This is a genomic window from Phaeobacter cretensis (genome assembly GCF_047372505.1).
In the GTDB taxonomy this organism is placed as follows: Bacteria; Pseudomonadota; Alphaproteobacteria; order Rhodobacterales; family Rhodobacteraceae; genus Phaeobacter; species Phaeobacter cretensis.
Genome location: NZ_JBKBEU010000001.1, coordinates 412,193 through 436,633, shown reverse-complemented (window position 1 = coordinate 436,633; position 24,441 = coordinate 412,193). Strand labels below are relative to the sequence as shown.

At 56.4% G+C, this 24,441-nt stretch carries 25 protein-coding genes and 1 pseudogene; 17 read left to right on the top strand and 9 right to left on the bottom strand.

Features of this window, described 5'->3' with window-relative positions:
• Nucleotides 1–40 precede the first annotated feature (40 nt).
• The 3 genes and pseudogenes from ACEWZM_RS02120 to ACEWZM_RS02110 form a co-directional block, all read right to left on the bottom strand.
• Nucleotides 41–313, bottom strand: coding sequence for a DUF2274 domain-containing protein (locus ACEWZM_RS02120; protein WP_414004871.1), 273 nt, complete (start codon nt 311–313; stop codon nt 41–43).
• Complete coding sequence (locus tag ACEWZM_RS02115) at nt 310–585, bottom strand: TrbI/VirB10 family protein (protein WP_414007931.1); 276 nt, start codon at nt 583–585, stop codon at nt 310–312. The genes ACEWZM_RS02120 and ACEWZM_RS02115 overlap by 4 nt, the downstream gene beginning before the upstream one ends.
• Nucleotides 586–608: 23 nt before the next feature.
• Nucleotides 609–803, bottom strand: a pseudogene (locus ACEWZM_RS02110) (hypothetical protein); the annotation flags it as partial.
• Between the two features lie 179 nt (nt 804–982).
• Here ACEWZM_RS02110 and ACEWZM_RS02105 point away from each other — a divergent pair.
• A complete protein-coding gene (locus ACEWZM_RS02105; RefSeq protein WP_414004870.1) occupies nt 983–1,549 on the top strand; it encodes a T4SS efffector SepA family protein in 567 nt (188 codons plus the stop codon).
• A gap of 110 nt (nt 1,550–1,659) precedes the next feature.
• Here the strand turns inward: ACEWZM_RS02105 and ACEWZM_RS02100 are convergent, their stop codons facing one another.
• The gene (locus tag ACEWZM_RS02100) at nt 1,660–2,715 is read right to left on the bottom strand and encodes a DUF932 domain-containing protein (RefSeq protein WP_414007930.1); all 1,056 of its coding nucleotides are present in this window, start codon (nt 2,713–2,715) and stop codon (nt 1,660–1,662) included.
• On the opposite strand from ACEWZM_RS02100, the gene ACEWZM_RS02095 reads away from it, so the two are divergent.
• Complete coding sequence (locus ACEWZM_RS02095; protein WP_414007929.1) at nt 2,678–3,043, top strand: nucleotidyl transferase AbiEii/AbiGii toxin family protein; 366 nt, start codon at nt 2,678–2,680, stop codon at nt 3,041–3,043. The two genes, ACEWZM_RS02100 and ACEWZM_RS02095, sit on opposite strands and share 38 nt — an antisense overlap.
• A gap of 99 nt (nt 3,044–3,142) precedes the next feature.
• Entirely contained in the window at nt 3,143–3,316 is a 174-nt protein-coding gene (locus ACEWZM_RS02090) for a hypothetical protein (RefSeq protein WP_414004869.1), read from the top strand.
• Nucleotides 3,317–3,970: 654 nt separating this feature from the next.
• Here the strand turns inward: ACEWZM_RS02090 and ACEWZM_RS02085 are convergent.
• Nucleotides 3,971–4,978 carry a LacI family DNA-binding transcriptional regulator gene (locus ACEWZM_RS02085; protein WP_414007928.1) on the bottom strand — a complete coding sequence of 336 codons (1,008 nt, stop codon included), beginning with the start codon at nt 4,976–4,978 and terminating at the stop codon, nt 3,971–3,973.
• A 448-nt stretch (nt 4,979–5,426) separates the two neighbouring features.
• Between ACEWZM_RS02085 and ACEWZM_RS02080 the strand changes: the two genes are divergently transcribed.
• The 6 genes from ACEWZM_RS02080 (at nt 5,427) to ACEWZM_RS02055 (ending at nt 11,810) form a co-directional block, all read left to right on the top strand.
• Nucleotides 5,427–6,665, top strand: coding sequence for an ABC transporter substrate-binding protein (locus tag ACEWZM_RS02080; protein WP_414004868.1), 1,239 nt, complete (start codon nt 5,427–5,429; stop codon nt 6,663–6,665).
• A gap of 52 nt (nt 6,666–6,717) precedes the next feature.
• A complete protein-coding gene (locus ACEWZM_RS02075) occupies nt 6,718–7,746 on the top strand; it encodes a carbohydrate ABC transporter permease (RefSeq protein WP_414004867.1) in 1,029 nt (342 codons plus the stop codon).
• Between the two features lie 64 nt (nt 7,747–7,810).
• Complete coding sequence (locus ACEWZM_RS02070; RefSeq protein WP_414007927.1) at nt 7,811–8,638, top strand: carbohydrate ABC transporter permease; 828 nt, start codon at nt 7,811–7,813, stop codon at nt 8,636–8,638.
• A gap of 4 nt (nt 8,639–8,642) precedes the next feature.
• The gene (locus tag ACEWZM_RS02065; RefSeq protein ID WP_414004866.1) at nt 8,643–9,650 is read left to right on the top strand and encodes a nuclear transport factor 2 family protein; all 1,008 of its coding nucleotides are present in this window, start codon (nt 8,643–8,645) and stop codon (nt 9,648–9,650) included.
• Nucleotides 9,647–10,645 (top strand): nuclear transport factor 2 family protein, encoded by a 999-nt coding sequence (locus ACEWZM_RS02060; protein ID WP_414004865.1) that lies wholly within the window; start codon nt 9,647–9,649, stop codon nt 10,643–10,645. Before ACEWZM_RS02065 ends, ACEWZM_RS02060 begins: the two co-directional genes overlap by 4 nt.
• A 1-nt stretch (nt 10,646) precedes the next feature.
• Complete coding sequence (locus ACEWZM_RS02055) at nt 10,647–11,810, top strand: nuclear transport factor 2 family protein (protein WP_414004864.1); 1,164 nt, start codon at nt 10,647–10,649, stop codon at nt 11,808–11,810.
• A 393-nt stretch (nt 11,811–12,203) separates the two neighbouring features.
• On the opposite strand, the gene ACEWZM_RS02050 is transcribed toward ACEWZM_RS02055, so the two are convergent.
• Complete coding sequence (locus ACEWZM_RS02050) at nt 12,204–12,854, bottom strand: tyrosine-type recombinase/integrase (RefSeq protein ID WP_414007926.1); 651 nt, start codon at nt 12,852–12,854, stop codon at nt 12,204–12,206.
• Between the two features lie 372 nt (nt 12,855–13,226).
• Between ACEWZM_RS02050 and dusA the strand changes: the two genes are divergently transcribed.
• The 3 genes from dusA (at nt 13,227) to ACEWZM_RS02035 (ending at nt 16,103) form a co-directional block, all read left to right on the top strand.
• The gene (dusA, locus tag ACEWZM_RS02045; protein ID WP_414004863.1) at nt 13,227–14,231 is read left to right on the top strand and encodes a tRNA dihydrouridine(20/20a) synthase DusA; all 1,005 of its coding nucleotides are present in this window, start codon (nt 13,227–13,229) and stop codon (nt 14,229–14,231) included.
• A 188-nt stretch (nt 14,232–14,419) separates the two neighbouring features.
• The gene (locus ACEWZM_RS02040) at nt 14,420–15,286 is read left to right on the top strand and encodes a sulfite exporter TauE/SafE family protein (RefSeq protein ID WP_414004862.1); all 867 of its coding nucleotides are present in this window, start codon (nt 14,420–14,422) and stop codon (nt 15,284–15,286) included.
• A 25-nt stretch (nt 15,287–15,311) separates the two neighbouring features.
• The gene (locus tag ACEWZM_RS02035) at nt 15,312–16,103 is read left to right on the top strand and encodes a hypothetical protein (RefSeq protein ID WP_414004861.1); all 792 of its coding nucleotides are present in this window, start codon (nt 15,312–15,314) and stop codon (nt 16,101–16,103) included.
• 198 nt (nt 16,104–16,301) lie between these two features.
• Here the strand turns inward: ACEWZM_RS02035 and ACEWZM_RS02030 are convergent, their stop codons facing one another.
• The 3 genes from ACEWZM_RS02030 to ccmI are packed head-to-tail and all read right to left on the bottom strand — an operon-like array spanning nt 16,302 to nt 18,261.
• Entirely contained in the window at nt 16,302–16,535 is a 234-nt protein-coding gene (locus ACEWZM_RS02030) for a DUF1289 domain-containing protein (RefSeq protein ID WP_414004860.1), read from the bottom strand.
• A 5-nt stretch (nt 16,536–16,540) separates the two neighbouring features.
• Nucleotides 16,541–17,014, bottom strand: coding sequence for a Holliday junction resolvase RuvX (gene ruvX, locus ACEWZM_RS02025; RefSeq protein WP_414004859.1), 474 nt, complete (start codon nt 17,012–17,014; stop codon nt 16,541–16,543).
• Nucleotides 17,011–18,261: a c-type cytochrome biogenesis protein CcmI gene (gene ccmI / locus ACEWZM_RS02020; RefSeq protein ID WP_414004858.1), complete on the bottom strand. Its 1,251-nt coding sequence runs from the start codon at nt 18,259–18,261 to the stop codon at nt 17,011–17,013. The genes ruvX and ccmI overlap by 4 nt, the downstream gene beginning before the upstream one ends.
• Before the next feature lie 243 nt (nt 18,262–18,504).
• Here ccmI and ACEWZM_RS02015 point away from each other — a divergent pair, with 243 nt between their 5' ends.
• From ACEWZM_RS02015 to ACEWZM_RS01995, 5 genes are all read left to right on the top strand, one after another.
• Entirely contained in the window at nt 18,505–19,749 is a 1,245-nt protein-coding gene (locus tag ACEWZM_RS02015; RefSeq protein ID WP_414004857.1) for a sarcosine oxidase subunit beta family protein, read from the top strand.
• Nucleotides 19,750–19,782: 33 nt separating this feature from the next.
• Nucleotides 19,783–20,112, top strand: coding sequence for a sarcosine oxidase subunit delta (locus ACEWZM_RS02010; protein ID WP_414004856.1), 330 nt, complete (start codon nt 19,783–19,785; stop codon nt 20,110–20,112).
• 58 nt (nt 20,113–20,170) lie between these two features.
• Nucleotides 20,171–23,188, top strand: coding sequence for a sarcosine oxidase subunit alpha family protein (locus tag ACEWZM_RS02005; protein ID WP_414004855.1), 3,018 nt, complete (start codon nt 20,171–20,173; stop codon nt 23,186–23,188).
• Nucleotides 23,181–23,753, top strand: coding sequence for a sarcosine oxidase subunit gamma (locus ACEWZM_RS02000; RefSeq protein ID WP_414004854.1), 573 nt, complete (start codon nt 23,181–23,183; stop codon nt 23,751–23,753). Before ACEWZM_RS02005 ends, ACEWZM_RS02000 begins: the two co-directional genes overlap by 8 nt.
• A 178-nt stretch (nt 23,754–23,931) precedes the next feature.
• On the top strand, nt 23,932–24,387 hold the full coding sequence (locus tag ACEWZM_RS01995; protein ID WP_414004853.1) for a hypothetical protein: 456 nt from the start codon (nt 23,932–23,934) through the stop codon (nt 24,385–24,387).
• The last annotated feature ends 54 nt before the right edge of the window (nt 24,388–24,441 follow it).

Below are 24,441 nucleotides of genomic sequence, written 5' to 3'. Positions count from 1 at the left end.
AGCGGATGCCCTTCTGTTAGAAGGCCGCGGGTGGCCAGATTCAAGTGTCTGAGGGCGGTTCGGTCGTCTTTCCGGACACCTTCTGACGCGATGCTGCATCCACAGTCTTGCGCGCTTTCGCAATCCCGCGATCGGTGGCCATGAAACGCGCTGACATGGGGGCGATCAGTCGTGGTGGGGCAAGCTCTCGGCCGGTCTGCTTGCCCAGAACGCGTGCATGGTCGATCAGATCCCGATGAACATCTGCGGGCAATTCCACGGTGGCCTTGACGGGTTTTTCGTCGGGGGTGGCACTCAGCTTCAATTTCGTCATCTTACTTCTCCCAATGGCTCGAGGATCAGATCGCGGGTGACCATGACATGGGCGGGAAATCCAGGGCGGATGGTGAATGTTGGGGGAACCGCGATTTGTTGGCGGACGATCTCGTTGCCTGTGCGCCCTATGGTGTCCTGTGCAGCCTCGCGGATGGCGGTTGCGACATCGTCCTCGCTCTCACCACCGCTCTCAAGCCCGAGGTTGAGGATCGTTGCGAACCATGCAGCGAGGAAGACGCGGCCCCAGTGGTAGTTGACCCGGTCCTGCAGCCCCCCGCCGCGCCGGCGCTGTCGGTCTCGGCGCCGTTGTCGTCCAGCATCGGCCGCACGGTGATGGAACTGAGCAGCGTCCGCCGCGCGATGTCCTTGACCAGTTCCTCGATCGCTACGCCCGCCTTGACGTGGCGCACGTTTGACTGGCTGAGCATCAGCTTGTTGAAGGGGATGTCGCGCGAGGCGCTGAGGGTGATTTTCTGTTGCTTGGTCATTGGGATATCTCCGTGACAGGCCAACCGGGAGCCTCTCTCCCGACCTCCAAACCCGTCACGGAAAACCCGGCACCTCTCTCACTCTCAATCGCCCTTCTGGAAATATGTAACATATTTTCTTGACTGCACGGCAGAATCCATGTTACATATTCCATATACCAAAACCAAGCGAGATGGCCATGATGCCCGTAGTTAGGATTAATGACGCAACGTTTGCCGATATCAGCACGCTCAAAGTCTGGTTCGGAACCAAGTCGCCAAGTGAAACGATCGATCGCATCGTCCAAGAGGCGATGGAACAGCTTGGTATGGAACGTGATTATGAAGTGCTGGAAACATCCGAGACTTCGGATGGTGGCGTACTGACATTTGACACTGCACCAAGCCTTACATTCACGAAGCCGATGAAAGCATCCATCGACGGAGAACTGATCCAGAATCCGAAATGGGCCTCAATCCTGAACTCGATGATTGTAGGATTGAAGTCCAAAGGGTTCGAGGGTGAGAAGCTGGTTCGGGAACTGGGTATTCCGGCAAAGGCTTCCAGCTATGAGGAAGAGGGCTACCGGTACTATACGGAGCTCGGGATCTCGATTCAGGGTCAGTCAGCCGCGGATGCATGGAAAGAGGTCGATCGACTTGCCAATCAGCATCGCATTCCCGTTACTGTGGAGTTCGTCTGGCGCCAAAACCCGAAAGCACAGTATCCTGGAAAGGCCGGTGTCCTCCGAGCCGGCAACGCTTAAGCACGGTCGAAAGCACTGAAAGCGCTTCAGTCAAAGCGCCGTGGGCCGGTCCCCTTTGCATTCTTCAATATATAGCGACGGCTTATCAGCAAGCCGTCGCTAAAGGCTTCTCAACTGACCTTCTCCAACAGCCCCTTCGCCTTCTCCTCCATCACCAACCGCGCATCCTGCTGCGGCTTTGACCGAGCCACGGCCGTGATCCCCTGAACGAAGTCGAAGACACTCTCGGGCGGGCGGTCTTCTTCGGCCAGCACTGTCTTGACTATCCGCCCTGTCTCCGCTTCCGAGAACCCGCGCTTGCGCAGAAAGTCCTCACGGTTGTCGTCCGGCCGCGTGACAATCTTCTCGCGCGCCGCGCGGATGCCGTCGATGAAGGGCGCGGGCGAGGACTCGGCGAAGCGGGAGGCAGCGTATTTCGAGTGTCGGATCGTGATCTCTGAAAATCCACAGCGCCCCAGAGGTTGCGGTTCTGGCAGCCACCCCGTCTCGATCGGGTTGAGGTCGTCGACAAGGAACAGGAACACGTCGCGGTCCGAAGCATAGAGCGTCATCGTCTCCTTCGTCACGTCCATGCGCGGGTTGTAGATGCCGGTGGACCAGTCCAGCACGCCGGGGACCTTCCAGCGGGTGTCAGCCGTGCCGTAGCCTGCAATGCGCTGAACGGCGGAAACCGGTTCGTGGTCGTAGATGCGCCCGTAGTCGGGGCCGGTCACCGCGCGCAGTTCCGTGCGCCCATCCGCGACTTCTATGGTCTTGATTTGCTCGGCGCGATGGCTGGTCAGGCCGTATTGCAGGTTGATCCCCAGCAGAGGGGCGGACAGCTGGCGCAGATAGGCCGCGGGTGCGCCAACGAGGCTCGAGAGCTGGCCGAAGGACCAATGCGCCGGCGCGATGGGTTCATCCGCATCGGGCAGGACAAGCCCGAGCTTCTCCGAGTTGTCGCGATGCGCCTCGACCCGGATCGCGGTATTTTGCACCGTGCAGGTGCGGCTCCGGTCTGCCCGGTCCTCGACCGGGGCGAACGGATCGACGAGCGACAGATGCGGCTCGTCATCGGGGCGCGAGAGCCACTCCGATGACACGCTATCCACGTTTTCACCGCGTGACACCTCAACCTTGTAGCGGCCACTGGCGTTACGCTCGGTATCGATAATCTCGGTATTCAGTGGGAAACCTTCGCGACGGACGCTCAGGAGCCTCTCTCTCGACCTCCAGGCACTGTATCTGCGGTATCCGACCGCGACACCGCTTGATGCCTACATTGCCAAAGCTGTGAAAATCGAGTCCGGGGCCAAATCAGCGCTTGATCCCAATTCAGTGCGCAGCATCGGTCCCTATCTCCAAGAGGATGTGCCGGATATTGATCTGACGGTCGGTAACGTCACTGTCGTCGATGTCGAGCGAACATTTTGGGACAAGATTGTCATCCTGCACGGCCAGCGACGTTGGTTCGACATCTGTGGGGAACTGAAGGGCAGCGGTCAACGCGTGTAGCGGCACTAATACGACACCTATCAACTTCTCGGATCGGATCTGAGCGAACGGGCACTGGCTGATCGCGCGCTTGGTGCAGACCGCGTTGCCCACGCGCGCATGTTTTTCAACCGCCCGGCCTTTGATCTCGCAACAGCAGTTGCACCGACATTTTCCATCAGTCTCGTTGGAAAGATGCTCGATGACCTGCGCCGAGACTACCGCGCGATGTCGGGCATGATCTTCGGACAGGCGCCGCCATTCGGTACCGTGATAGAACGGGTTGCTGATTAGGAGAGAAGGCTCAACACAACGCCGACCGGGTTGAAGGGCGCTTTGGATGGAAATTCACGATATTTGCAACAACCTGAGTTGGCCATAATAACAAGGCAAGTGAGATGGTGCATATATCAGTTGCAAAACTATGCTGGACCTAGCCGCTAAAGTCACTTGCTCAACGAACAGATCTAGGGCCCAGATTATGGGCTTTTTAGGGCAGGCGGCTCACTTCCCAATTGCAGGGCACCGATCGACACCAGGGCGGGAAGTGTGAATTCGCTGCACCTGCGAGAGCGTCTCATCTGAAAGATCAAAACGGCCATTCAAATACCCTTTACCTTTCCGGACTTGAGACTCTGATTCGAATTTGGCCCATTCCAACAGCCAGTTTCTGATCATAAATTTCATTGCGCAGTCTTGATTGGAAGATTCCGATGCAATGGGGGTGCGAGCCGGTCGATAGAGTCGAATTTGGCTGCCGCTGCTTTACGTCGTTGATCAATCGGCATCCAATTGAAGTTTATGGAAGACCACTTTGAAGCGTAAAAAGGGTTGTAAAAAACTGGTTCAGAGGCCGGGCTTGCTTTACCGCGAAAACTGGCTTTCAAAATCGTTGCAGCTCGCGATTGCAGCACTCCTTGGTTCCGGTCTGAGTTATCGCAATTATTGCTACCCGACGTCGTTTGCGCTGGTGGTCACAGGAATCCGCGATGAGCCGCGAATGATCAAGGGGCCATCCAGTGCAGTTCGACACGGTACCATGTCCTTGTTTTCAATCATCTGCAATAATATCCGCACGGTCTCTTCTGCCATCCGGTTTGTGGGCTGGCGAACTGTGGTAAGATCGAAACAAGGCCAAGCCGACATGGCGACATCGTCAAACCCAACAATTGAGATATCCTCCGGGATGCGCAAATTGTACTCGGACCGGATCACATCCATGACGGCAAAGGCCATATGGTCGTTCGAAACAAAAATAGCATCCGGGCGCACCGGTGCGCGCATTAGGACGCGCGCGGCTTCCTGGGCCTGATCATAGTGGTAGTTCCCACAACTGCGCGCAAACAACGTCACGCCGTGAGCCGCAAGCCCTGACAGAAATCCTGCCTCCCGATCTCGTTGGGTTGAGGCGCCGTCCCAACCGGCGACATGTGCAATGCGCTTATGACCTGCTTGCACCAGAAATTCCGCAAGTTTGCGCCCGCCAGAAAAGTTATCTGAGGTAACGGCGGACAATTTGTCATCCCCCTGATGACGATTGAATAACAAGACAGGGATGCCAGCGGCCTCGCAACGCCGGGTCAGTACATCTGTCATACCCACCGAGGCAGCGATAATGCCATCGACCTGATAGCCCAGCAAATCATTGATGACGGTTTCAGGGGCTTCGGTTTCGTCCCAGGACATAAACATCAGCACGTGATAGTTGTTTTCCTGAAGTGTGTTGGCGAGCTTTTCAATGGCTTCGGGGTAAAACTGGTTTTCGAAATAAGCGACCACAAGGCCGACAATTCGACTTTTGCCTGAGGCCATCGCGCGGGCGAGCGTATTTGGTCGATACCCCAGCTCTGCCGCGGCCTTGCGCACTTTGCGCGCCGTCTTTTCGGAAACCGACGCCCCGGGCTGGAAGGCCCGACTGACTGCCGATTGACTGACACCAGCCCGCTCAGCGACCATGTAGGAAGTTACTTTTTCGCCCACTTGGAGATCCTCTTATGCCGAAACCCATCCACCAAAACCCAGTGCCGACCTTTTGGAGGGGTATAGCGTGTTGATTCTGATTCTTGCATAAAATTCACTACTTTTTGAATGCGCAGTCAATATTTGAACTCAAGATCTAAGTCGTCAAATATCTTTCGCTCCATAGTAACCGGGTCGATTGGATCGCGGCACACAGACAGATTTCAACTTAACTATTTGATTTTTAACTATATATGAAACTCAAATATTATCAAATTTTTTGCCTGCCCGGCCGTGATCCCTGCTGCAACGTCAAAAAAATCCAATGAAAAAAATTCTTGTTGAGGCAAGATCAAAACTGGTGAATTATTTTGACTACGCATGCAAAACTGAAAGCGACAGTTCGGAACAAACAAAGTGCCAAAGACCTAGGGAGATAAGCCAAATGAATATTCAAAAATTAGGAACAGCTACGGTAGCCGCGATTGCGCTAAACGCAGGGGTCGCTTTTGCGGGCTGCGGTATTGCCAGCGGCAACATCAGCATTCTGGCCAATGATTTCCCCGCGCTCCAAGTCGTGGTATCAACGGCCGAAACCTGCGCAACGGACGGTATTGGTTTTAACAAGAACCACACCGCTCAGCACAACGAGATCTCAGTTGCCGCGATGAGCGCGAACCCCTCTGAATACACATCCAAGATCGTCGCTAACTCCTCCATCGTGCCACTGCTGAATGATGGTCTGATCCGCCCCTTGGATGATCTTGTCGCCAAACATGGCCAAAGCCTCAAGCCCAACCAACTGATCAAGATCGATGGTAAGGTCATGGCCGTGGCCTTTATGGCCAATGCACAGCATTTGTTTGTGCGCAGCGACATTCTTGAGCAAGTCGGCAAAGACGCCCCGACCTCATATGAAGAAGTACTAGACGTGGCCAAAGCCATCCGCGAAGCGGGGATCATGGAGTACCCTTTTGCCGCTTTGTTCAAGTCCGACTGGAATCTGGGCGAAGAGTTCGTGAACATGTATCTCGGCCATGGTGGCACGTTCTTTGAAGAAGGCACCGCCAAGCCTGCTGTAAACAATGAAACCGGCATCGCAACGCTGAACATGTTGAAAGAACTGGCGGGGTACACCAACCCCGACTTCCTGACCTACAACACGTCAACTGTCGCACCGATCTGGGAAGCAGGCAACATTGCCATGGCTCAGCTTTGGGGCTCTACTGGGGGGCAGCTTTTGGATGATGAAGGCTCCACGGCCGAAATCGTTTCTGCCACAATGCCGGTTGCAGCACCAACGGTTGGTGGTGGCAGCACGCCTGCCTCTACCCTTTGGTGGGACGGATTTACGATCGCCAAGAACATCAGCGATGAAGACGCGGAAGCCACTTTCATTGCGCTGGTGCATGGTATCTCTGATGATATGGTCAAGGCCAACAACGATAAGGCCGTCTGGCTGAGTGATGCCTACGTGCCCGGTGCTGCCGCCAAAGGCATTGCAGCAACAGCCGGGATGGGTGCAGAGCCCTATCCGATGTTGCCCTTCATGGGCTTGATGCATCAGGCATTCTTCCAGGAACTTCCAGACTTCTTGCAGGGCAATGAGAGCGCTGAGCAGACGCTGGCCGACATCGAAGCGGCGTACATCACTGCCGCGACCGAGCAAGGTTTCCTGAAATAAGTCACCTGTGGCGGCGCGTTTTGCGCCGCTACATCATCCTGTCGGACGCCCCATGCCACATAGATTCTTCTTTTGGTTCATCCTGCCCTCACTGGCCGCGATGCTGTTGTTTATCGCTCTGCCGATTGTTTCGGTCGCGATCCAATCGCTTTTTGTAGAGCACGAGCAGGTCATGAAGGAGGTCGAAAACTGCGGTCCATTCAACTGCACCAAAGTCCTGCAAATCGATAATGAGGCCACGGACGCCCTGCGAGAAGAAGCACCTTTGGGACGGTTCAATGGTCTGGGCACCTATACCAACCGCAGTCATTTGGCCTTTGGAGAAATATCAGAGATTTGGGGCAAGACGGATACGGCCGGAGACTTCATCAAGGGCGTCTACAATCTGCCGCTCTACAAGGCCTTCAGTTTTACACTGGTCTATACATTTGTGGTTACGCCGCTGGTGCTGGTCCTTGGATTGTTTATTGCACTGGGCGTCAACCGCCTGCCGGCGATTACCAAGGGTCCGACGATCTTTGCCTCCCTGTTGCCGATGATTGTCACACCACTAATAGGCTCTTTGATCTTGTTCTGGATGGTAGACGCAGATGGCATTTTGGGGGCCACGCTTCAACTGATCTTTGACGATGATGATTTATCGCTCAAGGCATCCGCCCCGCTGACGTGGATCATGTTGATGGTCTACGGCATATGGCACAACGCGCCTTTTGCCTTTGTAGTCTTTTATGCCGGCCTTCAGGCTGTGCCTCATGAAACCCTTGAGGCCGCCAAGGTCGACGGTGCTTCGCGCTGGCAGCAGGTTCGTTATGTGATTGTGCCTTTCATGATGCCGCTGGTGGTCTTCATCACCTTGATGCAATTGATGGATGGCCTGCGCGTCTTTGAACCTATCATCGGTTTTTCTGCACAGGCCAAGGCCAGCTCTCTGAGTGTTGCAATCTACACAGACCTCTTTGGAGACACCAAGCTGTATGCTTCGGCTGCCGCCACGTCCGTGATTACCATTGTCGCGGTCTGCATTCTGTTGACGCCAGTATTGATCCGAACATGGCGCGACTTCAACCGCAAGCCGACCTGAGGAGGCTGACATGAGCTCGACATCAAAAGGCAAGTTCGGCCTGTTTGGATGGTTCGCTACCAGCATGGTGGTGTTCTGGTTGCTGATCGCCATCGGCCCATTTATTTGGACCGTCTGGGGGTCTTTCAAGGTCCAGGGGGACTTCTTTTCTAAAGCCGACTGGCGCAATGCCATCTACGGGGTGATGACGACCGTCGAGACCGGCGATGCCTTTTCAGGCAATGGCTATCGCGGGGCGTGGATACAAGAGGAATTCTGGCGCAACGTCATGAACACTTCTATTGTGGTGTTCTTCACCGTCATTGTTTCGCTGACTATGGGCACGCTGGGTGGCTATGCCTTGGCGCGTTCGGGCTTTCGATATGCTTTCTTTATCCTGATTGCAGCTCTTGTATTCCGCGCCATGCCACACGTTACTCTGGTTTCGGGCTATTTGCTGCCGTTCTTTGAGTGGAACCTTTGGGGGCGTCTCAGCACGACCATTGTGGTATTGGTCGCGATCAACCAGCCCTTTACGCTTTGGATGTTGCATTCGTTCTTTTTGAACGTCCCAAAGGATCTGGACGAAAGCGCGCTGATCGATGGATGCACACGCTTTCAGGCCTTCCGCCATGTGATCATTCCGGTGATGTGGCCGGGCGTGATCACCACGGGTCTGTTTTCCTTCCTGCTTGCATACAATGACTTCACCGTAACCTCGATGCTGCTGAGCTCCGAGAACCAAACTATGGTGCCCCGTATAGCCAGCTTCCTTGGCACCGTGCGCGAACAGGGCAATGTGATGTTTGCCGTCTCAGCCGTTGTCAGCGCCATTGTGCCGCTGTTCTTCCTTGTTCTTTTCTTCCAACGCCAGATCGTTAGCGGCCTGACAGCTGGTGCCGTCAAAGGGTAAAACCATGGATTTCCAATCTGAAAAGCGCCTTGTGCGCGACTATTATGCCGCCCTGGATAGCGCCGAAGGGCCCATGATCGAGGATGTCATGACGCGTTTCGTCGCGGATGATTACATCTGGCGCGGCTATCATCCGTTTCACGAGCAAACCAGCGGACAGGACGTGGCCCGCGTGTTCTGGCAGCCGTTCCGTCAGGCGTTCACCCGCATGCAGCGGCGCATGGATATCTTTATTGCCGGCAAGAATGAAATGGACGGATTTCAATCCACCTGGGTGATCTCCATGGGACATCTGATGGGGATCTTCAAAAAGCCATGGCTGGGCATCCCTCCCACCGGCAAGATCGGGATTATGCGGTATTGCGAATTCAACAAACTTGAAGATGGCAAGATCACCGAGACCGCGATGTTCTTTGATATCCCGATGGTGATGATGCAGGCCGGTTTGCAGCCGTTTCCGCCCCAAACCGGCACCCACATGGTGCAACCTGGCCCAATGACGCACACGGGCTTGTGCTTTGATCCGCAAGACCCTTTGGAGGGTGAGAAAACGCTTGCTGCGATCAACTTCATGATCGGTGACATCCGCGACTGGAAAGACCGAGAGCCAGAGGGCCTCGAAATCGAACTGCCACGCAGTTGGAATGACGACATGATATGGTGGGGGCCTGCCGGCATTGGCGCGTCTTATACAATTGACGGCTACATCCGGGGGCACTCAGGCCCGTTCCGCGATGGCCTGGGCGATATGACTTTTAACGGTCATCTATGCCGCCTCGCCGAGGGTGAGTTTGGCGGCTTTTTTGGGTGGCCCAACCTGACCATACTGCCAGAGGGCGGTTTCATGGGCATGCCCGCGACGGGCAAATATTCCGACATGCGGGTGATCGATATGTACCGGCGTGACGGCGACAAGCTGACCGAGAATTGGATCTTCATCGACCTATTGCATTTCTGGAACCAACAGGGAGTGGATATCCTCGCCCGCACAACAAAGGACGCTCAGCCATGAGTGATATCTCGACCGCCAAGGCCCTGATCGCAAGGTTTATCGACAAGCTGGATCAAGCAGCAACTGATAGTGAAACGCGGGCCGTGTTTGAGGCGGCCTGTGCGGAGAACCTGAAGTATCGCGGAGTGCATCCCTTCAATGAGTTGCAGGGCCCGCAAGCTGTGGCTGATCAGGTCTGGTCGCCGCTGAAGGCGGCGATGCCAATGCTGCAGCGACGCCCTGATATCTTCCTGGGTGGCCACAACAACCTGCCTGGCCAATCCGGTCTTTGGGTTGTGCAAATGGGTAACTTTCTGGGTGATTTCAACGAAAGCTGGCTGGCCATCCCACCAACGCAAAAGACGACTTACGTACCATATGTCTCCTTCTATCGCATTGAGGGCAACAAGATCGCCGAGGTGGTCGAATTCCTCGACATCTTTGCCGTCATTTCACAGGCTGGTCTGAACCCATGGCTCGCTGAGCATTCCGGCGGGTTCATCATGTCTCCGGGGCCAATAACCCATGATGGTGTAATGCAAAGCCCCCAGGATGCAGGCGAAACCAAGAAGACATTTGATCTGACCTACGACATGTTGGCCGATTTGGCCAAATCCTACACCTCGCCCACCGATCACATGGCGCAGTTCTGGCACCCCGACATGAACTGGTTTGGCCCCACTGGCATAGGTGCGAGTCTTGGCTTTCCGGGCTATCGGCGCGGCCATACAGGGCCTTTTGAGCACAAACTCGATACGGTTGATATCCTCACCGAAGAGATCACGGCCGCTGAGGGCAATTTTAGCGGTGTGATGTGGTGGCCTTGCCTGCGCATGCGCAACACCGGCAACTACATGGGCGTGCCTGCCAATGATGCGCTGGCCGAGATGCGGGTCGTGGATATGTACCGCCGTGACGGCGACAAACTGGCTGAGAACTGGATTTTCATCGACATGCTGCACTACCTCCTAGGTCAAGGGATCGATGTGCTGGTCAGTATTCAGAAAGGAACCTGAGATGAGCGGCTTTGAAAACAACCGGACGCGGCAAACCTTCCATCCTGCAGCACCTTTGTCCCGCGCACATATGCCAACGGATTTTGCGATCTCTTTGGATGGCTACACGCGCGGTCGTGGTGTCCGTATTCCAGATGATTTCGGTCCCGCACAAAGTCTGAGCGGCTTTGACCCGGAGTACCGCAACATTGTGGATTATATCGTGCGTATCACCCACCGCATCTGGGAAACCGATGAAAGTGGTGTGGAATACATCGCTGATTGTTATGCACCGGACAGTTTGGTCTATGACGACTATGGACTTCAAACCGGCAGCAAAAAAATTGTTGCGGACACCCATCATACCACCGGTGCCTATCCGGGCATTATTCTGGACGCCGAAGAGGTGATCTGGGCCGGAAATGACCAAATCGGCTTTCACACCTCTCATTTGACGCGCATTCAGGGCAAGAACACCGGGCCCAGCCGTTATGGTGAGGCAACTGGTAAAGACATTAGCGTCATGGTCATCGCCAATTGCGTGGCATTGGGGAACGATATCTTTCTTGAACATGTGCTCTACAATACCTCCGCCATGCTTGAACAGCTTGGCATTGATCTGTGGGAAGAAGCAGAGCGCCTTGTTGGCGATCCGCCAGCCGGATGGCCGCGTGACAATGCATTGTGGGATGACCTCCGCGCAGCAACGGCGCCCCGGGCTCCTCTATCGAGCGCTGAGCCAGTGGAGGGATTCGATCCTGACCGTTTTGCGCGAGATCTGCACGACAATATTTGGAATGGCGACGGTAGCATTGCGGCGCAATCATACAAGAAAGGCTTTGCTTTTGAGGGCACAACCAACCGGGCGTTTGAAGGCCACGCAGCCCATGCTGCTTATGTATCCGGCTTGCGCGAGGCCTTTCCGGATCTTAGTCTGCAGGTGGATGAAGTCTACTGGATGGGAAATGAGACCGACGGTTGGCTCATCTCAACACGGTGGAGTGCCACGGGGACCCACACTGGTGGAGCGGTCTACCGCGATCCGTCGGGCGCGTACTGCCAAATATGGGGCATTACCCAATGGCGGGTGGAACAGGGACAGGTTGCTCAGGAATGGCAGCTGTTCAATGAGCTGGATTTGATGATGCAGATTTCGGCGGCACGTAAGCGTACCGCCTCTGGGTAGTCAAAAGCCCCTTTTCCCCAGTCAGCCCCAATTTTTCCCTATGAAATGGCATCATCAAAATATCTAAGAGACCTCCATAGTTCGGATACAGCACGTTATTCTCAGCGCTCAAGTCGCCTCGTCCAGCAGTTGACTTTTATGGGGAACATCCATCAAGGACTGTGAGTTCGCACACTATCCGACTTTGCATTCGCGGCGAACGGCTGGTTCAACGGGCCGCACCGCAGCGGAGGCATAGTACGGTGAATGTCCGATAAGGGTCGTGAGTGACAGGGCAGGGGCATAACGAAACTGGCTTACACTTGCGAATAGGTCATATTTACTGACTTATCACGCAATAATCAGTATGCCTTACATGGATTCATCCCAGCGCTGTCACTTGCACCCAGAACCTTACTTCGGCTGGACGCCTCTGTCTGAGCGACGTTTCCGTGGAAACTGGCCATTTCGAACCAACTTGAGCGAGTTGTCTCGCTTCGTGACTTCTGCCAGCCAAGTCCAATCAGCGTACTTGTCGCCAGTTCGACTCAGATGAGTATAGCGCTTTAGTGACGTCCAAGACCGATGGCCTGAATTGGCGGCAACGTACGGAATATTGAGGCCAGGTTCGAACAGGCGTGAGACCCCATCATGCCGGAGATCGTGAAAGTGCAGTCCCTCTATTTCCAGAAGTTTGCAGGCGCGCGTGAACGCTGCGCTGATAGCATCCGTTGAGTAAGGGAATATCTCGTCTTCTATCAATGGCATGGCCTCGATGATCGCTAGAGCCTGTTCCTGCAGATCACACCAGACATCGTCGCCAATCTTCTCGCCCGGGTTCTTCATGTCCCGGACCAATATGCGTTTGCCTTCCACGTCGAGTTCTTTCCAGCGAATGCGGACGATCTCTTCCTGTCGTCGGGTGGAAAAGATGGCGAAGGCAATGATCCTATGCATGGGGATTGACCTGGGGCGACGTCGCGAGCGGTCGAGGAAGTGCTGCATGAGTTGATCTAGTTCAGCGAGCGTGGGGCGCCTACCACGTTCGCGACTCTTGCCAGTGATACCTAGTTAGTCAGCGACTTTCCGGGCGTCTTCCATAGCCCGCGCGTGTAATGGGAAGCCCCAGGCGGGTCTCGCGATGGAGAAAACAGCACCGGGTCGTGCAAGACGTTCTTCGCAGTTTTCAATCCACGCGGCAGCGGTTGATCTGCGCTCGAATGTCTGACTTTCGCGAAGTAAGACTTTACCTTGCCGCATCACTGAGATTTGTGCGAGCCAAGCTATGGTGCCATTCTTGCGACGACGCTTTATGATGGTTCACATGATTTACAACATGGCCTTTCATTTTATAACACGTGTTGTAAATGCAGCAGGTAATTGGCCTAAATGGCAAGATATCGAACATAGACGGACTTGAATACTCGGAGCTAAGTATTGGAAAAAGCGGTAAAATCGCAGATTGGCGTAAGTAGCAGATTGTCCGTGGCTCCGATGATGGATTGGACCGACCGCCACTGTCGTTATCTGCACCGGCTGCTGAGCAATGAGGCGTTGTTATACACCGAGATGGTCACATCCCCGGCGCTGGTGCGTGGCGGCGCTTTGCATTTGTTGGACCACGATCAAAGCGAACATCCCGTTGCGTTGCAGCTGGGCGGGTCAGATCCTGCAGAGCTGGCGAAGGCGGCCCGTCTTGGTGCAGCGGCGGGCTATGACGAAATTAACCTGAATTGCGGCTGCCCGAGTGATCGTGTGCAATCCGGGGCGTTTGGAGCCGTTCTGATGAAATCGCCGGACCTTGTGGCCGATTGCGTTGCGGCAATGTGCGCGGCAGTGGATGTCGAGGTGACGGTGAAATGCCGGATCGGTGTTGATGATCAGGACCCGCAGGCGGTGCTGCCAGTGTTTCTGGACCGGATCGCGGAGGCAGGCTGCGAGCGGGTTACAATCCATGCGCGCAAGGCCTGGCTCAAGGGTCTGAGCCCAAAGGAAAATCGCGATATTCCGCCACTGGACTATGATATCGTGCATCAGATGAAGGCTGCATTTCCGCAATTGCATATTTCGCTCAATGGCGGGGTGGCTTCGCTGGATGAGGCGCTGCCACATCTGGAGCGTGGTCTTGATGGCATTATGATTGGGCGCGCGGCCTATCACCAACCCAGCGATATCCTGTCAAACGCGGATCCCTTGATCTATGGCACTGGCACGGCGGCGGATCCAGTTGTCGTGGTTGGGCAGATGCTGTCCTATATCGATGATCAAATGGTGAAAGGTGCGCGCCTGCATCAGATCACCCGGCACATGTTAGGTCTATTTGCTGGCCGCCCCGGTGCACGCAATTGGCGGCGGGTCTTGTCGGAGGGGGCAAGCCGGCCTGGGGCCGACACGCAGTTGGTCGCAACGGCGCTGGAAAAAGTCACGGGTATCGCTGCCTGACATGGGCCACGATTTTCCGAGCCCTGCGACCACGGGTCGCCGCCATAATCGACTAAGGTATAAGAAACCCTGAGACAATTTCCCCCGCCGCGTGTAGGGGATTGATGTGCCCGAGCAGAAATCCCGCCTATATCCACCATCGATATGCATCGGGCTGCTCACTTGGTCCGCCAGATAGGAGAGCCCCCATGTCGACCATGACAACCAGCCTGGTCACCACTGCGACGCTGCTGCCAGACACCGGGGTGCTTGCGCAGATGGCCGGGTTGCTGATCGTGACGGGGGCCGTGGCCGGAGTTTTGGCCGGACTATTGGGGGTCGGGGGCGGAATAGTTTTGGTGCCTGCATTTTTCTATGTGTTTCAGACACTAGGCTACGGCGGCGATCAGCTGATGCAGATGTGCCTGGCAACCTCACTCGCAACGATTATCGTAACCTCCCTGCGCTCTGTATTTAGCCACAACAAAAAGGGCGCGGTTGATTGGGAAATCCTACGCGGCTGGGGACCTGGGATCGCAATTGGTGCCATCATCGGCGTCACAGTTGCGGCCTCACTGCGCTCCACCACGTTGCAGGCACTGTTTGGCATTCTTGCACTGGTGATCGGGCTTTATATGGCGCTGGGACGAGCGGAGTGGCGTTTGGGTGATGCGATGCCCAAAGGTCTGCGCCGCGCTGTTGCATCGCCTATGGTCGGCCTCCTGTCTGTTTTGATGGGCATCGGCGGAGGCAGTTTCGGTGTCCCTTTGATGAGCCTGCACGCAACCCCGATCCATCGCGCGGTCGCCACTGCCGCTGGCTTTGGTGTGATAATCGCGGTGCCTTCTGTCATAGGGTTTTTGTTCGTCCCGATTGATACGGCAGTACGTCCGCCGTTCACGGTCGGGGCGGTCAACCTCGCAGCCTTTGTCGTGGTGATTGCAATGACGCTGGTCACGGCTCCTTGGGGGGTGAAGCTGGCCCATGCGATGGATCCCAAACCCCTGAAACGGGTATTTGCCGTGTTCCTGATCCTTGTGGCGCTGAATATGCTTCGCAAATCTCTGGGCTTTTGATCTCTCCATTTAACAAGGTTTTACAATGAGCTGGCAGCGTTTATCAAATTCGGGCTGGTGCCAATTTCCGATGAATGCGGCAACATTGGCCTGGGCAGAGCATGCTCGCATAGCAGGGACTAAGGCCCTGTATGATCCGGCCAATGCCGAGTGGCTGCAATGTGACGGAACCTGGTTTATTGGTGTGGATGCCCTGCCGAATGATCCTGATGGACGCTTGCCGGGAGGCCCAGAGTTGGCTGGCCCTGCGATAGATTTCATCAAGACCCATCTGGGTGGCATACCTAATCTTCATCGCGGTCAGGTCTCTTCAGTGTTTCCTGGCTACCCACGACCACGGCCGGGCGAGGGTGAAGCGGCTCTGCGCTACCGGATCAAACGCGATGCCGCTCATGTTGATGGGGTGAAGATCTTTGGTGAAAAGCGGCGCCGCAAGGTGGAGGAACCGCATGCCTGGGTGCTTGGCCTGCCGCTGAATGCCAGCAGCCTGGATGCGTCGCCATTGGTGATATGGGAAGGCAGCCATGTGATCATGCGCCGCGTCTTTGCTTCCACCTTTGATGGCATCCCTGCAAGGGAGTGGAGCGAGGTTGATGTAACTGACGCCTATACTGCCGGTCGTGCTGAGGTCTTCGAGACCTGCCCGCGGGTTGTGGTCTCTGCCAGGCCCGGCGAGGCCTATTTGATGCACCGCCTCTGTTTGCATGGCGTTGCGCCATGGGGTGCGGATGCCAGCGCGCCTGAAGAGGGACGTATGATCGCCTATTTCCGCCCTGAGTTGGAGAATTGGACCAATAGTTGGTTGGCGCAGGAGTAGCTGCTTATAGCGTGGGGACAGGGGCTTCCGTTTTAGGTCAGCCAACCTGCCTGTTTGTTTCGCGTGCGAAACAATGGTTCAGGTGGTGTTCCGCATGATTTTCAACCTGTTAACGAGGTGCCCGATCGAGTGCGGGTCTTGTTCTTATTCGCCACTAAGATGTTAGCCGTTGCAGTGCATCGTTTGCCGCGCGCCGCGTTAGCTGCGTTTTAGGCGGGCACTGCGGCCGCCGCGGCGCTTGGTCAGGTCTTTGGCGCGGTCGGGCAGGGCAGCCAGCAGTTCGGCCCGTTCGGCGTTGCTCATTTGCGACCAACGGGTGATTTCATCAATGGAGCGGTAGCAGCCGGTGCATATCCGTGCCTCCGGGTGGACAACACAGATTTGAATGCAGGGCGATTGCACCTCATCACGTTTCCAAAGCTCTTCGCTCATTCTCATTATCCTGCCTTGATATGGCGCATCCGGTCGAGCGCCCCTTGTAGGATATACGAAGCGGCGACGTGATCGATCACCTCTGCGCGACGTTTTCTGCTCGTATCCGCCTCCAAAAGCGCTCTTTCTGCGGCAACTGTGCTCAATCGCTCGTCCCAGAAGCCGATTGGCAAGTCTGTCAGCTTTGCAAGGTTACGCGCAAAGGCACGGGTTTTCTGGCAGCGGGGGCCTTCGCTCCCATCCATATTGCGAGGCAAGCCTAGGAGCAGTGCACCAACTTCGCGGGTTTTCACAATTTCGAAAAGCCGCTCGGCGTCGAGAGTGAATTTCTTCCGACGAATAGTCTCCAGCGGCGTCGCAACAGTGCCCATCCGGTCCGAGATGGCAACGCCCACTGTCTTGTCGCCAAAGTCGAGCCCAGCAATCGGCGTGAAGCCGGGGGTCGCCTCTGCGAAGGCTTCGAACTCATCATATATCATTGGGTCAATCCTGCACTTTCTGCCGCCGCCGTGATGGTTTCAAGCGCATCCGGCACATCGGCGAAGACCTGCTGCGCCTCGGCGTATATGGCCTGTGCGCGCTCGGTGTCTTGCAAAACACCGAGGGCGCCGATCAGCCGCGCCCATTCCTGCGGTGTGCCGCCTGCTGTTGCGAGCCGGTCGGAGAGGCCTTCAACCATGCCGCGGATCATATGCTGGCGGTCCTCGACGCTCATCTCCTGTGCGGCGGCGATGTCGTCTTCGCTGGGGCCGGGGACGGCCGGGCCACGGCCGGGCATTGCCATACTGCCAGGTTCAATTGGGGTGTATTCGACACCTGCGCGAAATGCGATGTCTTCAATCTGGGAGGAGATGGCATTTACCCAGGGCGCGCCTTCTGGTCCCATGGCGAGCGTTTCGCTCCAGATTTCATAGGCCACATCTGGACGGCCGATCTGCGCCATCATCAAGCCCCAGTAGTACCGCGCCCCGCCATCGAAACGATTAAGCGTCAGTGTGGTTCGCAGCGCGTCCTCGGCCTCGGGAGAGACATAACCACCGGTTGCCATGATCTGCAGTTCTGCCAATTCGCCAAAATCCCGGGCTTCAACATCGCCCGACATAATGCGGATATAATTTGCCTTTGCTTCGGCAGCGGCAGCAAAGTTTCCAAGGTTTGCTTCGTGTTGCGCGAGCAGCGCCTGACCTTCTGCATCATCGGTCCGTTCACCTGCGGTTTTGCGCAGCTGATCCACCAACGTTGCGTAGCCCGGTTCTACCACGCGTTCCGGACTGGCGGGGGCGCTGGCCTCCCCCTCTGCTTGCGAGGGGCGATTTGCGGCGCGTTCGGCCGCGGCGTTGATACGCAGTTGCAGACCAAGGTCGCTGTAGCCCGGTGCGCCAAGGTTGGCATAGAGCAAATAGGTTCCGCCGCAAACCAGTCCGGTCAGAACAATCGCGATTGCGCCTGTGAAAGCGCGCGGTTGGCTGCGCCCTGTTGCGGCGGCCTGCGCCTGGGTATCGGCAGTTAAGATACGGCGGGAGATTTCGGTGCGGGTGCGATCAGCGTCGGCCTCCTGCAGGACCCCGCGCGCCAGATCCTTATCAACGTCGCGCAGTTGCTGGCGATAGACCTGCAGGTCATAGGCAGCGGCCGGCTCGCCGCTATCGCGCCCACGCAGCAACACGAGGGACAACAGCGCGGCGGTGGCCAGCGTGATAAGGCTAATGACGATCCAGAAGGTCATGACGGCTCCCGTGGTTTCATTCTCATCTATAGGGCCACCGGGGCGGAAAAAAGGCCTATCTGCTGCGGCGCGCTGTCTCGTCTCCCACATTGGTACGGGCTAGCGTAGTATCAACGGCTATATTCACGGGTGTCGTCTTTGCAAGGCAGTGTCGCAATCATACAAGATTGCGACGATAAACGGCGCAGGTCTGTCCTGCGCTTCGTGCATACCCGTTAACAGTCTCGAACCACGGATTCGCCCATGAAACGTTATTCTGCCTTTGCTGTCGCACGTGAGGCCCTGCGCTATCACACTGGATGGGGCCGCGCCTGGCGCTCTCCTGCTCCAAAACGTCATTACGACGTCATTATTGTTGGTGCGGGTGGCCATGGTCTTGCCACTGCCTATTTCCTTGGCAAGAATTTTGGCATTACCAATGTTGCGGTGTTGGAAAAAGGCTGGTTGGGCGGCGGTAACACCGGGCGTAACACCACGATTATCCGGTCCAACTATTTGCAGGATCCGTCGGCTGCGATCTACGAGAAATCGCGTTCGCTGTATGAGACGATGAGCCAGGACATCAACTACAACGTGATGTTCAGCCCGCGTGGCGTAATCATGCTGGCGCAGACCGAGCACGAAGTGCGCGGCTATAAGCGGACCGCCCATGCCAATGCTCTGCAGGGTGTGCCGACTGAATGGATCGACCCGAAACGGGTCAAAGAACTGGTGCCGATCATCAATCTTGAGGGGCCGCGCTATCCGGTTCTGGGTGGTCTGTGGCAGGAACGCGGGGGAACCGCGCGCCACGATGCTGTGGCCTGGGGCTATGCGCGCGCCTGTTCTGCGATGGGGATGGACATCATCCAGCAATGCGAAGTCACCGGTGTGCGTAACGAAAACGGTCGCGTTGTTGGTGTGGACACCAACAAGGGCTCCATCGATTGTGACAAGCTGGGCATGGTGGTTGCGGGCAATTGTTCGCATCTGTCGGAAATGGCGGGTTTCCGTCTGCCGGTCGAAAGCGTTGCGCTGCAGGCACTGGTGTCTGAGCCGATCAAGCCCTGCATGGATGTGGTTGTGATGGCCAATACCGTGCACGGCTACATGTCACAGTCCGATAAGGGCGAGATGGTTATCGGCGGCGGCACCGACGGGTTTAACAACTACACGCAGCGTGGATCTTTCCACCATATCGAGGAAACCGTACGTGCGCTCAACGAGACCTTCCCGATGGTCAGTCGGCTGAAGATGCTACGCCAGTGGGGCGGTATCGTAGACGTGACAGGCGACCGCTCGCCGCTGATTTCCAAGACGCCGGTTGGCAATATCTTTGTCAACGCAGGCTGGGGCACGGGCGGGTTCAAAGCGATCCCGGGCTCTGGCTGGGCGATGGCGGAACTGATGGCCACAGGCCATTCACCGCTGGCCGAGGAGTTTTCGATGATGCGTTTCAAAGAAGGCAAGTTCATCGATGAGAGCGTCGCTGCCGGTGTGGCGCACTAACGCTGCAAAATTCAATACAATGGAGCACGCACAATGCTGATCCTTGAATGCCCATATTGCGGCGTCAAAGCCGAAGAAACTGAACTGCAGGCTGGCGGCGAGGCGCATCTTAAGCGTTTTGGCCCCGGTTCGTCGGATGAAGAGTTCCACGACTACCTGTTCATGCGCGAAAATCCCAAGGGGGTGCATTTCGAGCGCTGGCGCCATGCCAATGGCTGTGGCAAGTGGTTCCATGCTGCACGCTGCACCATGACGCTGGAGGTGTTTGGCACCTATTCGGCGCAGACCACTGAGCCACCGCAGGATATTCTGAACGCGGTTACGGCCAAGCGCCCTGATTGGACATGGCGGGATCTGAAATGATCACGTGCATGAACGTTTCCTCCCTTTTCGTCGCCCTCTCTTGCGAAAGGTCCGCTACATGAGCACGCGCCTTGCCAAAAACGGCCGGTTGATCGACCGCTCCAAACCGATCGAATTCACCTTCAACGGCACGCAGATGAAGGGCTATGCAGGCGATACGCTGGCGTCGGCTCTTTTGGCGAATGACCAGATGATGGTTGGTCGTTCATTCAAATACCACCGCCCGCGCGGTCTGGTTGCGGCTGGCCCCGAAGAACCCAATGCTCTTGTCGGGCTGGGCACGGGGGATCGGTTTGAACCCAACCAACGCGCCACCACGACCGAGCTGTTCTCGGGCCTGTCGGCGCAGTCTCAGAACCATTGGCCGAGCCTTGAGTTCGACGTTGGTGTGGCCAATAACGCGTTGGCGCGTTTCCTGCCTGCAGGCTTTTACTACAAGATGTTCATCCATCCGCGGCCCTTGTGGAAACATGTCTATGAGCCGATCATCCGTCATTCGGCTGGTCTGGGCAAAGCCCCTGATAAAGAGCTGAAGGATGCCGACACCTACGAGCATTTCTACTACTTCGCCGATGTACTGGTGATTGGTGGCGGTGTTGCAGGCCTGCAGGCGGCGAAGGCGGCGGCGACGTCCGGTGCCAAAGTGTTGCTGCTGGAGCAGAACAACCACTGGGGCGGCCGTGCGCCGGTTGATGGCGGCACCATTGACGGGATGGAGCCTGATGCCTGGGTTGAGAAAACTCTCGCCGAGCTGCGTGACATGGACAATGTGGTGCTGCGGGATCGCTGCATGGGCGCTGGTGTTTATGACCACGGCTATGCGTTGGGATACGAGCGCCTGACGGATCACGCGCCGGGGCAAGGCGGTCCACGCCACCGCCTGTGGCGGATCCGAGCCAGCCAGATTGTCACCGCGACCGGTGCGATTGAGCGGCCATTGTCCTTTGCTGGGAACGATGTACCGGGTGTAATGCTTGCGGCGTCCATGCGGGACTATGCTGTGAATTGGGGTGTAACCCCTGGGCAGAAAGTGGTTGTCGCCACCAACAACGATGATGCCTATCGCACTGCAATTGCGTTGCATGGTGCTGGTGTTGAGGTTGTCCGCGTATTGGATGCCCGTGACAGCGGCGGCGGCGCATTGATGGAAGAAGTCCGTCAGCTGGGTATACGCGTTGAATGTGGACGTGGTATCGCCAAGGTGAAGGGGGGCAAGCGGGTTACCTCCGTGGCGATTTGCGCCCAGAATGGCGAAGGCGGCGCACAGGAAGACGTGGCAGCGGATGCTGTTGCGATGTCCGGTGGCTGGTCGCCGGTTGTGCACCTGTGGTCCCATTGCGGTGGCAAGCTGGTCTGGGATCAGGCCCATGCGAATTTCCGACCTGATGCCACGCGTCCGCCGCTTGGCGCGGATGGAAATGGTTTTGTGATCGCTGCTGGTGCTGCCAATGGTGCCGCTGGTCTGGGCGAGGCGCTGACAGATGCGCAGGCCGCGGGCGTTGCTGCAGCCAAGGCTGCTGGCTTCAAAACGAAATCTGGTGCGGCTCCGGTTGGCGATGCGCCAACAGAAACCGCGATGGAACCAGTCTGGCTGATGCCTGCCAAGGCTGACATCAAGCTGCGTATGAAAACCTGGCTGGACTATCAGAACGACGTGAAGGTGTCGGATGTGCAGCTGGCTGCGCGCGAAGGCTACGAAAGCGTCGAGCATACCAAGCGTTACACCACGTTGGGTATGGCAACCGATCAGGGTAAGTTGAGTAACATCAACGGATTGGCGATCCTTGCTGATGCGCTGGGATCGGAAATTCCGCAGGTCGGGACCACCACGTTCCGCCCGCCATACCACCCGATTTCCATGGGCGCGATTGGCGGCGAGGCTCGCGGAGAGATCTTTCAACCGCTGCGCAAAACCCCGATGCACGACTGGCACGAAAGCAATGGTGCGGATTGGGAACCGGTTGGCCAGTGGCGCCGTCCCTATGCCTATGTCCGTTCTGGCGAGAGCTTGCATGATGCGGTGAACCGCGAGGTAAAAAACACTCGCGATAATCTCGGCCTGCTTGATGCATCGACGCTGGGTAAACTGGTCGTCAAAGGGCCCGATGCGGGCAAGTTCCTCGACATGATGTACACCAACATGATGTCGACGCTGAAGATTGGCAAATGTCGCTATGGCCTGATGTGTTCGGAGAATGGGTTTCTGATAGACGATGGTGTGGTTGCCCGCGTCGACGAAGACACATGGCTTTGCCACACCACCACAGGCGGTGCCGAGCGCATCCACGGCCATATGGAAGAATGGCTGCAGACCGAGTGGTGGGACTGGAAAGTCTACGTTGCGAATGTGACCGAACAATTGGCGCAGGTCGCTGTTGTGGGCCCTAGTGCGCGCAAGGTTCTGGAAAAGCTGGGCGGAATGGATGTCTCCAAGGAGACGCTGCCCTTCATGGAATGGCGTGACGGCGAGATCGGCGGCTTCAAGGCAAGGGCTTACCGGATTTCGTTCTCGGGAGAGCTGTCTTATGAAATCGCGGTTGCTGCTTCTGACGGTCTCGCTTTCTGGAACGCGCTGATGGACGCAGGCAAAGAATTCGGTGTGATGCCCTATGGCACCGAATGTCTGCACATCCTGCGGGCCGAGAAAGGCTTCATTATGATCGGCGACGAGACCGACGGGACCGTTATTCCGCAAGACCTTGGGCTGCATTGGGCTCTGTCCAAGAAGAAAGAGGACTTTCTGGGCAAACGGGCACATACCCGCAGCCATATGGCGGATCCCGATCGGTGGCAGCTGGTCGGCCTGGAAACCACGGACGGATCGGTTCTGCCGGACGGAGCCTATGCTGTGGGCAATGGCGTCAATGCCAATGGCCAGAAGAACACCATTGGCCGCGTAACTTCGACCTATTACTCCGCCAACATGAGCCGTGGCATTGCCATGGGTCTGGTTAAGCACGGCACCAAACGGATGGGTGAGGTGATCGAGTTCCCGGGAACTGATGGCACCATCTACAAAGCCAAAATCGTCGACCAAGTGTTTTACGATAAAGAAGGGGAAAAGCAGAATGTCTGATCCTGTCAGCGCAATGAATGGTGCTAAATTTTCCGGTTTGGCCCAGGTGGAAGACAGCGGATTGCAGGGGATGATCACGCTGCGCGGTGATCTTACCTCCAAAGCCCTGAAGGCCGCCGTAAAGTCGGCCACTGGGGCCGATGTACCAGCCAGTGGTTTCGTCTCTATGGCGAAAACCGGTGGCGTGGCTTGGATGTCCCCGGATGAGCTGCTGTTGTTGGTGCCTTACGGGGAAGTGGACGCCCGCGTTGCGGACCTGGACGAAGCCTTGAAGGGTGAGCACGCGCTGGCGGCCAATGTGTCCGATGCGCGCGGTGTGTTCCGCCTGTCCGGAGCGGGCGCACGTGAGGTTCTGGCCAAGATTTGCCCGGTTGATATGTCGGCAGAAGCCTTTAAATCGGGCCAATTCCGCCGCACGCGGATGGCGCAGGTTGCTGCGGCGTTTTGGCTGGATGACGCCGGTGACTTCCACATTGTGTGCTTCCGTTCGGTTGCGGCATATGTCTATAACTTGCTATGCACAGCCGCACATCCACAATCTAAGGTAGGGGCGTTAACTGGTTAAGGCAATTTAGCCTTGTGGTGATTTTTACGCCCAGATAAAGTGTCCTTGGATCTCCGGGGGCACTTTTTTGTTTTTATTTGTTGGTCGTTTTCCAACTTTGACTACTAAATACAGCCAAATCAGGAGTTTTTTTACGCGTCGTGGTCCTGCCACGTTTTTTTGCCGGTGGGATTACTCTATGCCTGATTTCACTGATCTGCTGTTGCCGATTGCCAGATCGTTGAGCCTCGTGGCAGGCCTCGCAGTTGCTGCGGGCTTGGCAACCCCGGTCGCGGCACTGGAGGGCCTGTTTACCTGCAAGATCAAATCCCTGTCCGGTCATGGCTGGATTCCGCCTCAGATTACATTGCGTTTCAATGATGAATGGTCTGCTGAGGTCGTGCATTCCGGCAATGTCAGCGCCCTGTCAGGTCGGTCACTAAAGGCCGGTTTTTTTCGTATCAGCGATATTTCTTATCGGGTGAGCTGGACGATTTCCAGCATATCTGTCGGTAATAGATCCGACGCGGTAGAAACCCATTATCGCGCGGTGTTCAATACTCAAAATAAGAAGCTATCGGTGCAGGTGATTTCTGCGGATACCGAACCACGATCCCCTCGTGGCATCGGTCAATGTACGCTGGTGACTGGTTAGCTGACTGTATCGGCGCCCCGCCATCCAAAAAGACAGTGATAGGGCGGCTCACAG

What these genes read in the sequence shown, in the direction of transcription:
- ACEWZM_RS02120 (WP_414004871.1), bottom strand. Translation starts at nt 313, where the DNA reads ATGACGAAATTGAAGCTGAGTGCCACCCCCGACGAAAAACCCGTCAAG.
- ACEWZM_RS02105 (WP_414004870.1), top strand. Translation starts at nt 983, where the DNA reads ATGATGCCCGTAGTTAGGATTAATGACGCAACGTTTGCCGATATCAGC.
- ACEWZM_RS02090 (WP_414004869.1), top strand. Translation starts at nt 3,143, where the DNA reads ATGTTTTTCAACCGCCCGGCCTTTGATCTCGCAACAGCAGTTGCACCG.
- ACEWZM_RS02085 (WP_414007928.1), bottom strand. Translation starts at nt 4,978, where the DNA reads ATGGTCGCTGAGCGGGCTGGTGTCAGTCAATCGGCAGTCAGTCGGGCC.
- ACEWZM_RS02080 (WP_414004868.1), top strand. Translation starts at nt 5,427, where the DNA reads ATGAATATTCAAAAATTAGGAACAGCTACGGTAGCCGCGATTGCGCTA.
- ACEWZM_RS02075 (WP_414004867.1), top strand. Translation starts at nt 6,718, where the DNA reads ATGCCACATAGATTCTTCTTTTGGTTCATCCTGCCCTCACTGGCCGCG.
- ACEWZM_RS02070 (WP_414007927.1), top strand. Translation starts at nt 7,811, where the DNA reads ATGGTGGTGTTCTGGTTGCTGATCGCCATCGGCCCATTTATTTGGACC.
- ACEWZM_RS02065 (WP_414004866.1), top strand. Translation starts at nt 8,643, where the DNA reads ATGGATTTCCAATCTGAAAAGCGCCTTGTGCGCGACTATTATGCCGCC.
- ACEWZM_RS02060 (WP_414004865.1), top strand. Translation starts at nt 9,647, where the DNA reads ATGAGTGATATCTCGACCGCCAAGGCCCTGATCGCAAGGTTTATCGAC.
- ACEWZM_RS02055 (WP_414004864.1), top strand. Translation starts at nt 10,647, where the DNA reads ATGAGCGGCTTTGAAAACAACCGGACGCGGCAAACCTTCCATCCTGCA.
- ACEWZM_RS02040 (WP_414004862.1), top strand. Translation starts at nt 14,420, where the DNA reads ATGTCGACCATGACAACCAGCCTGGTCACCACTGCGACGCTGCTGCCA.
- ACEWZM_RS02035 (WP_414004861.1), top strand. Translation starts at nt 15,312, where the DNA reads ATGAGCTGGCAGCGTTTATCAAATTCGGGCTGGTGCCAATTTCCGATG.
- ACEWZM_RS02030 (WP_414004860.1), bottom strand. Translation starts at nt 16,535, where the DNA reads ATGAGCGAAGAGCTTTGGAAACGTGATGAGGTGCAATCGCCCTGCATT.
- ruvX (WP_414004859.1), bottom strand. Translation starts at nt 17,014, where the DNA reads ATGATATATGATGAGTTCGAAGCCTTCGCAGAGGCGACCCCCGGCTTC.
- ccmI (WP_414004858.1), bottom strand. Translation starts at nt 18,261, where the DNA reads ATGACCTTCTGGATCGTCATTAGCCTTATCACGCTGGCCACCGCCGCG.
- ACEWZM_RS02015 (WP_414004857.1), top strand. Translation starts at nt 18,505, where the DNA reads ATGAAACGTTATTCTGCCTTTGCTGTCGCACGTGAGGCCCTGCGCTAT.
- ACEWZM_RS02010 (WP_414004856.1), top strand. Translation starts at nt 19,783, where the DNA reads ATGCTGATCCTTGAATGCCCATATTGCGGCGTCAAAGCCGAAGAAACT.
- ACEWZM_RS02005 (WP_414004855.1), top strand. Translation starts at nt 20,171, where the DNA reads ATGAGCACGCGCCTTGCCAAAAACGGCCGGTTGATCGACCGCTCCAAA.
- ACEWZM_RS02000 (WP_414004854.1), top strand. Translation starts at nt 23,181, where the DNA reads ATGTCTGATCCTGTCAGCGCAATGAATGGTGCTAAATTTTCCGGTTTG.
- ACEWZM_RS01995 (WP_414004853.1), top strand. Translation starts at nt 23,932, where the DNA reads ATGCCTGATTTCACTGATCTGCTGTTGCCGATTGCCAGATCGTTGAGC.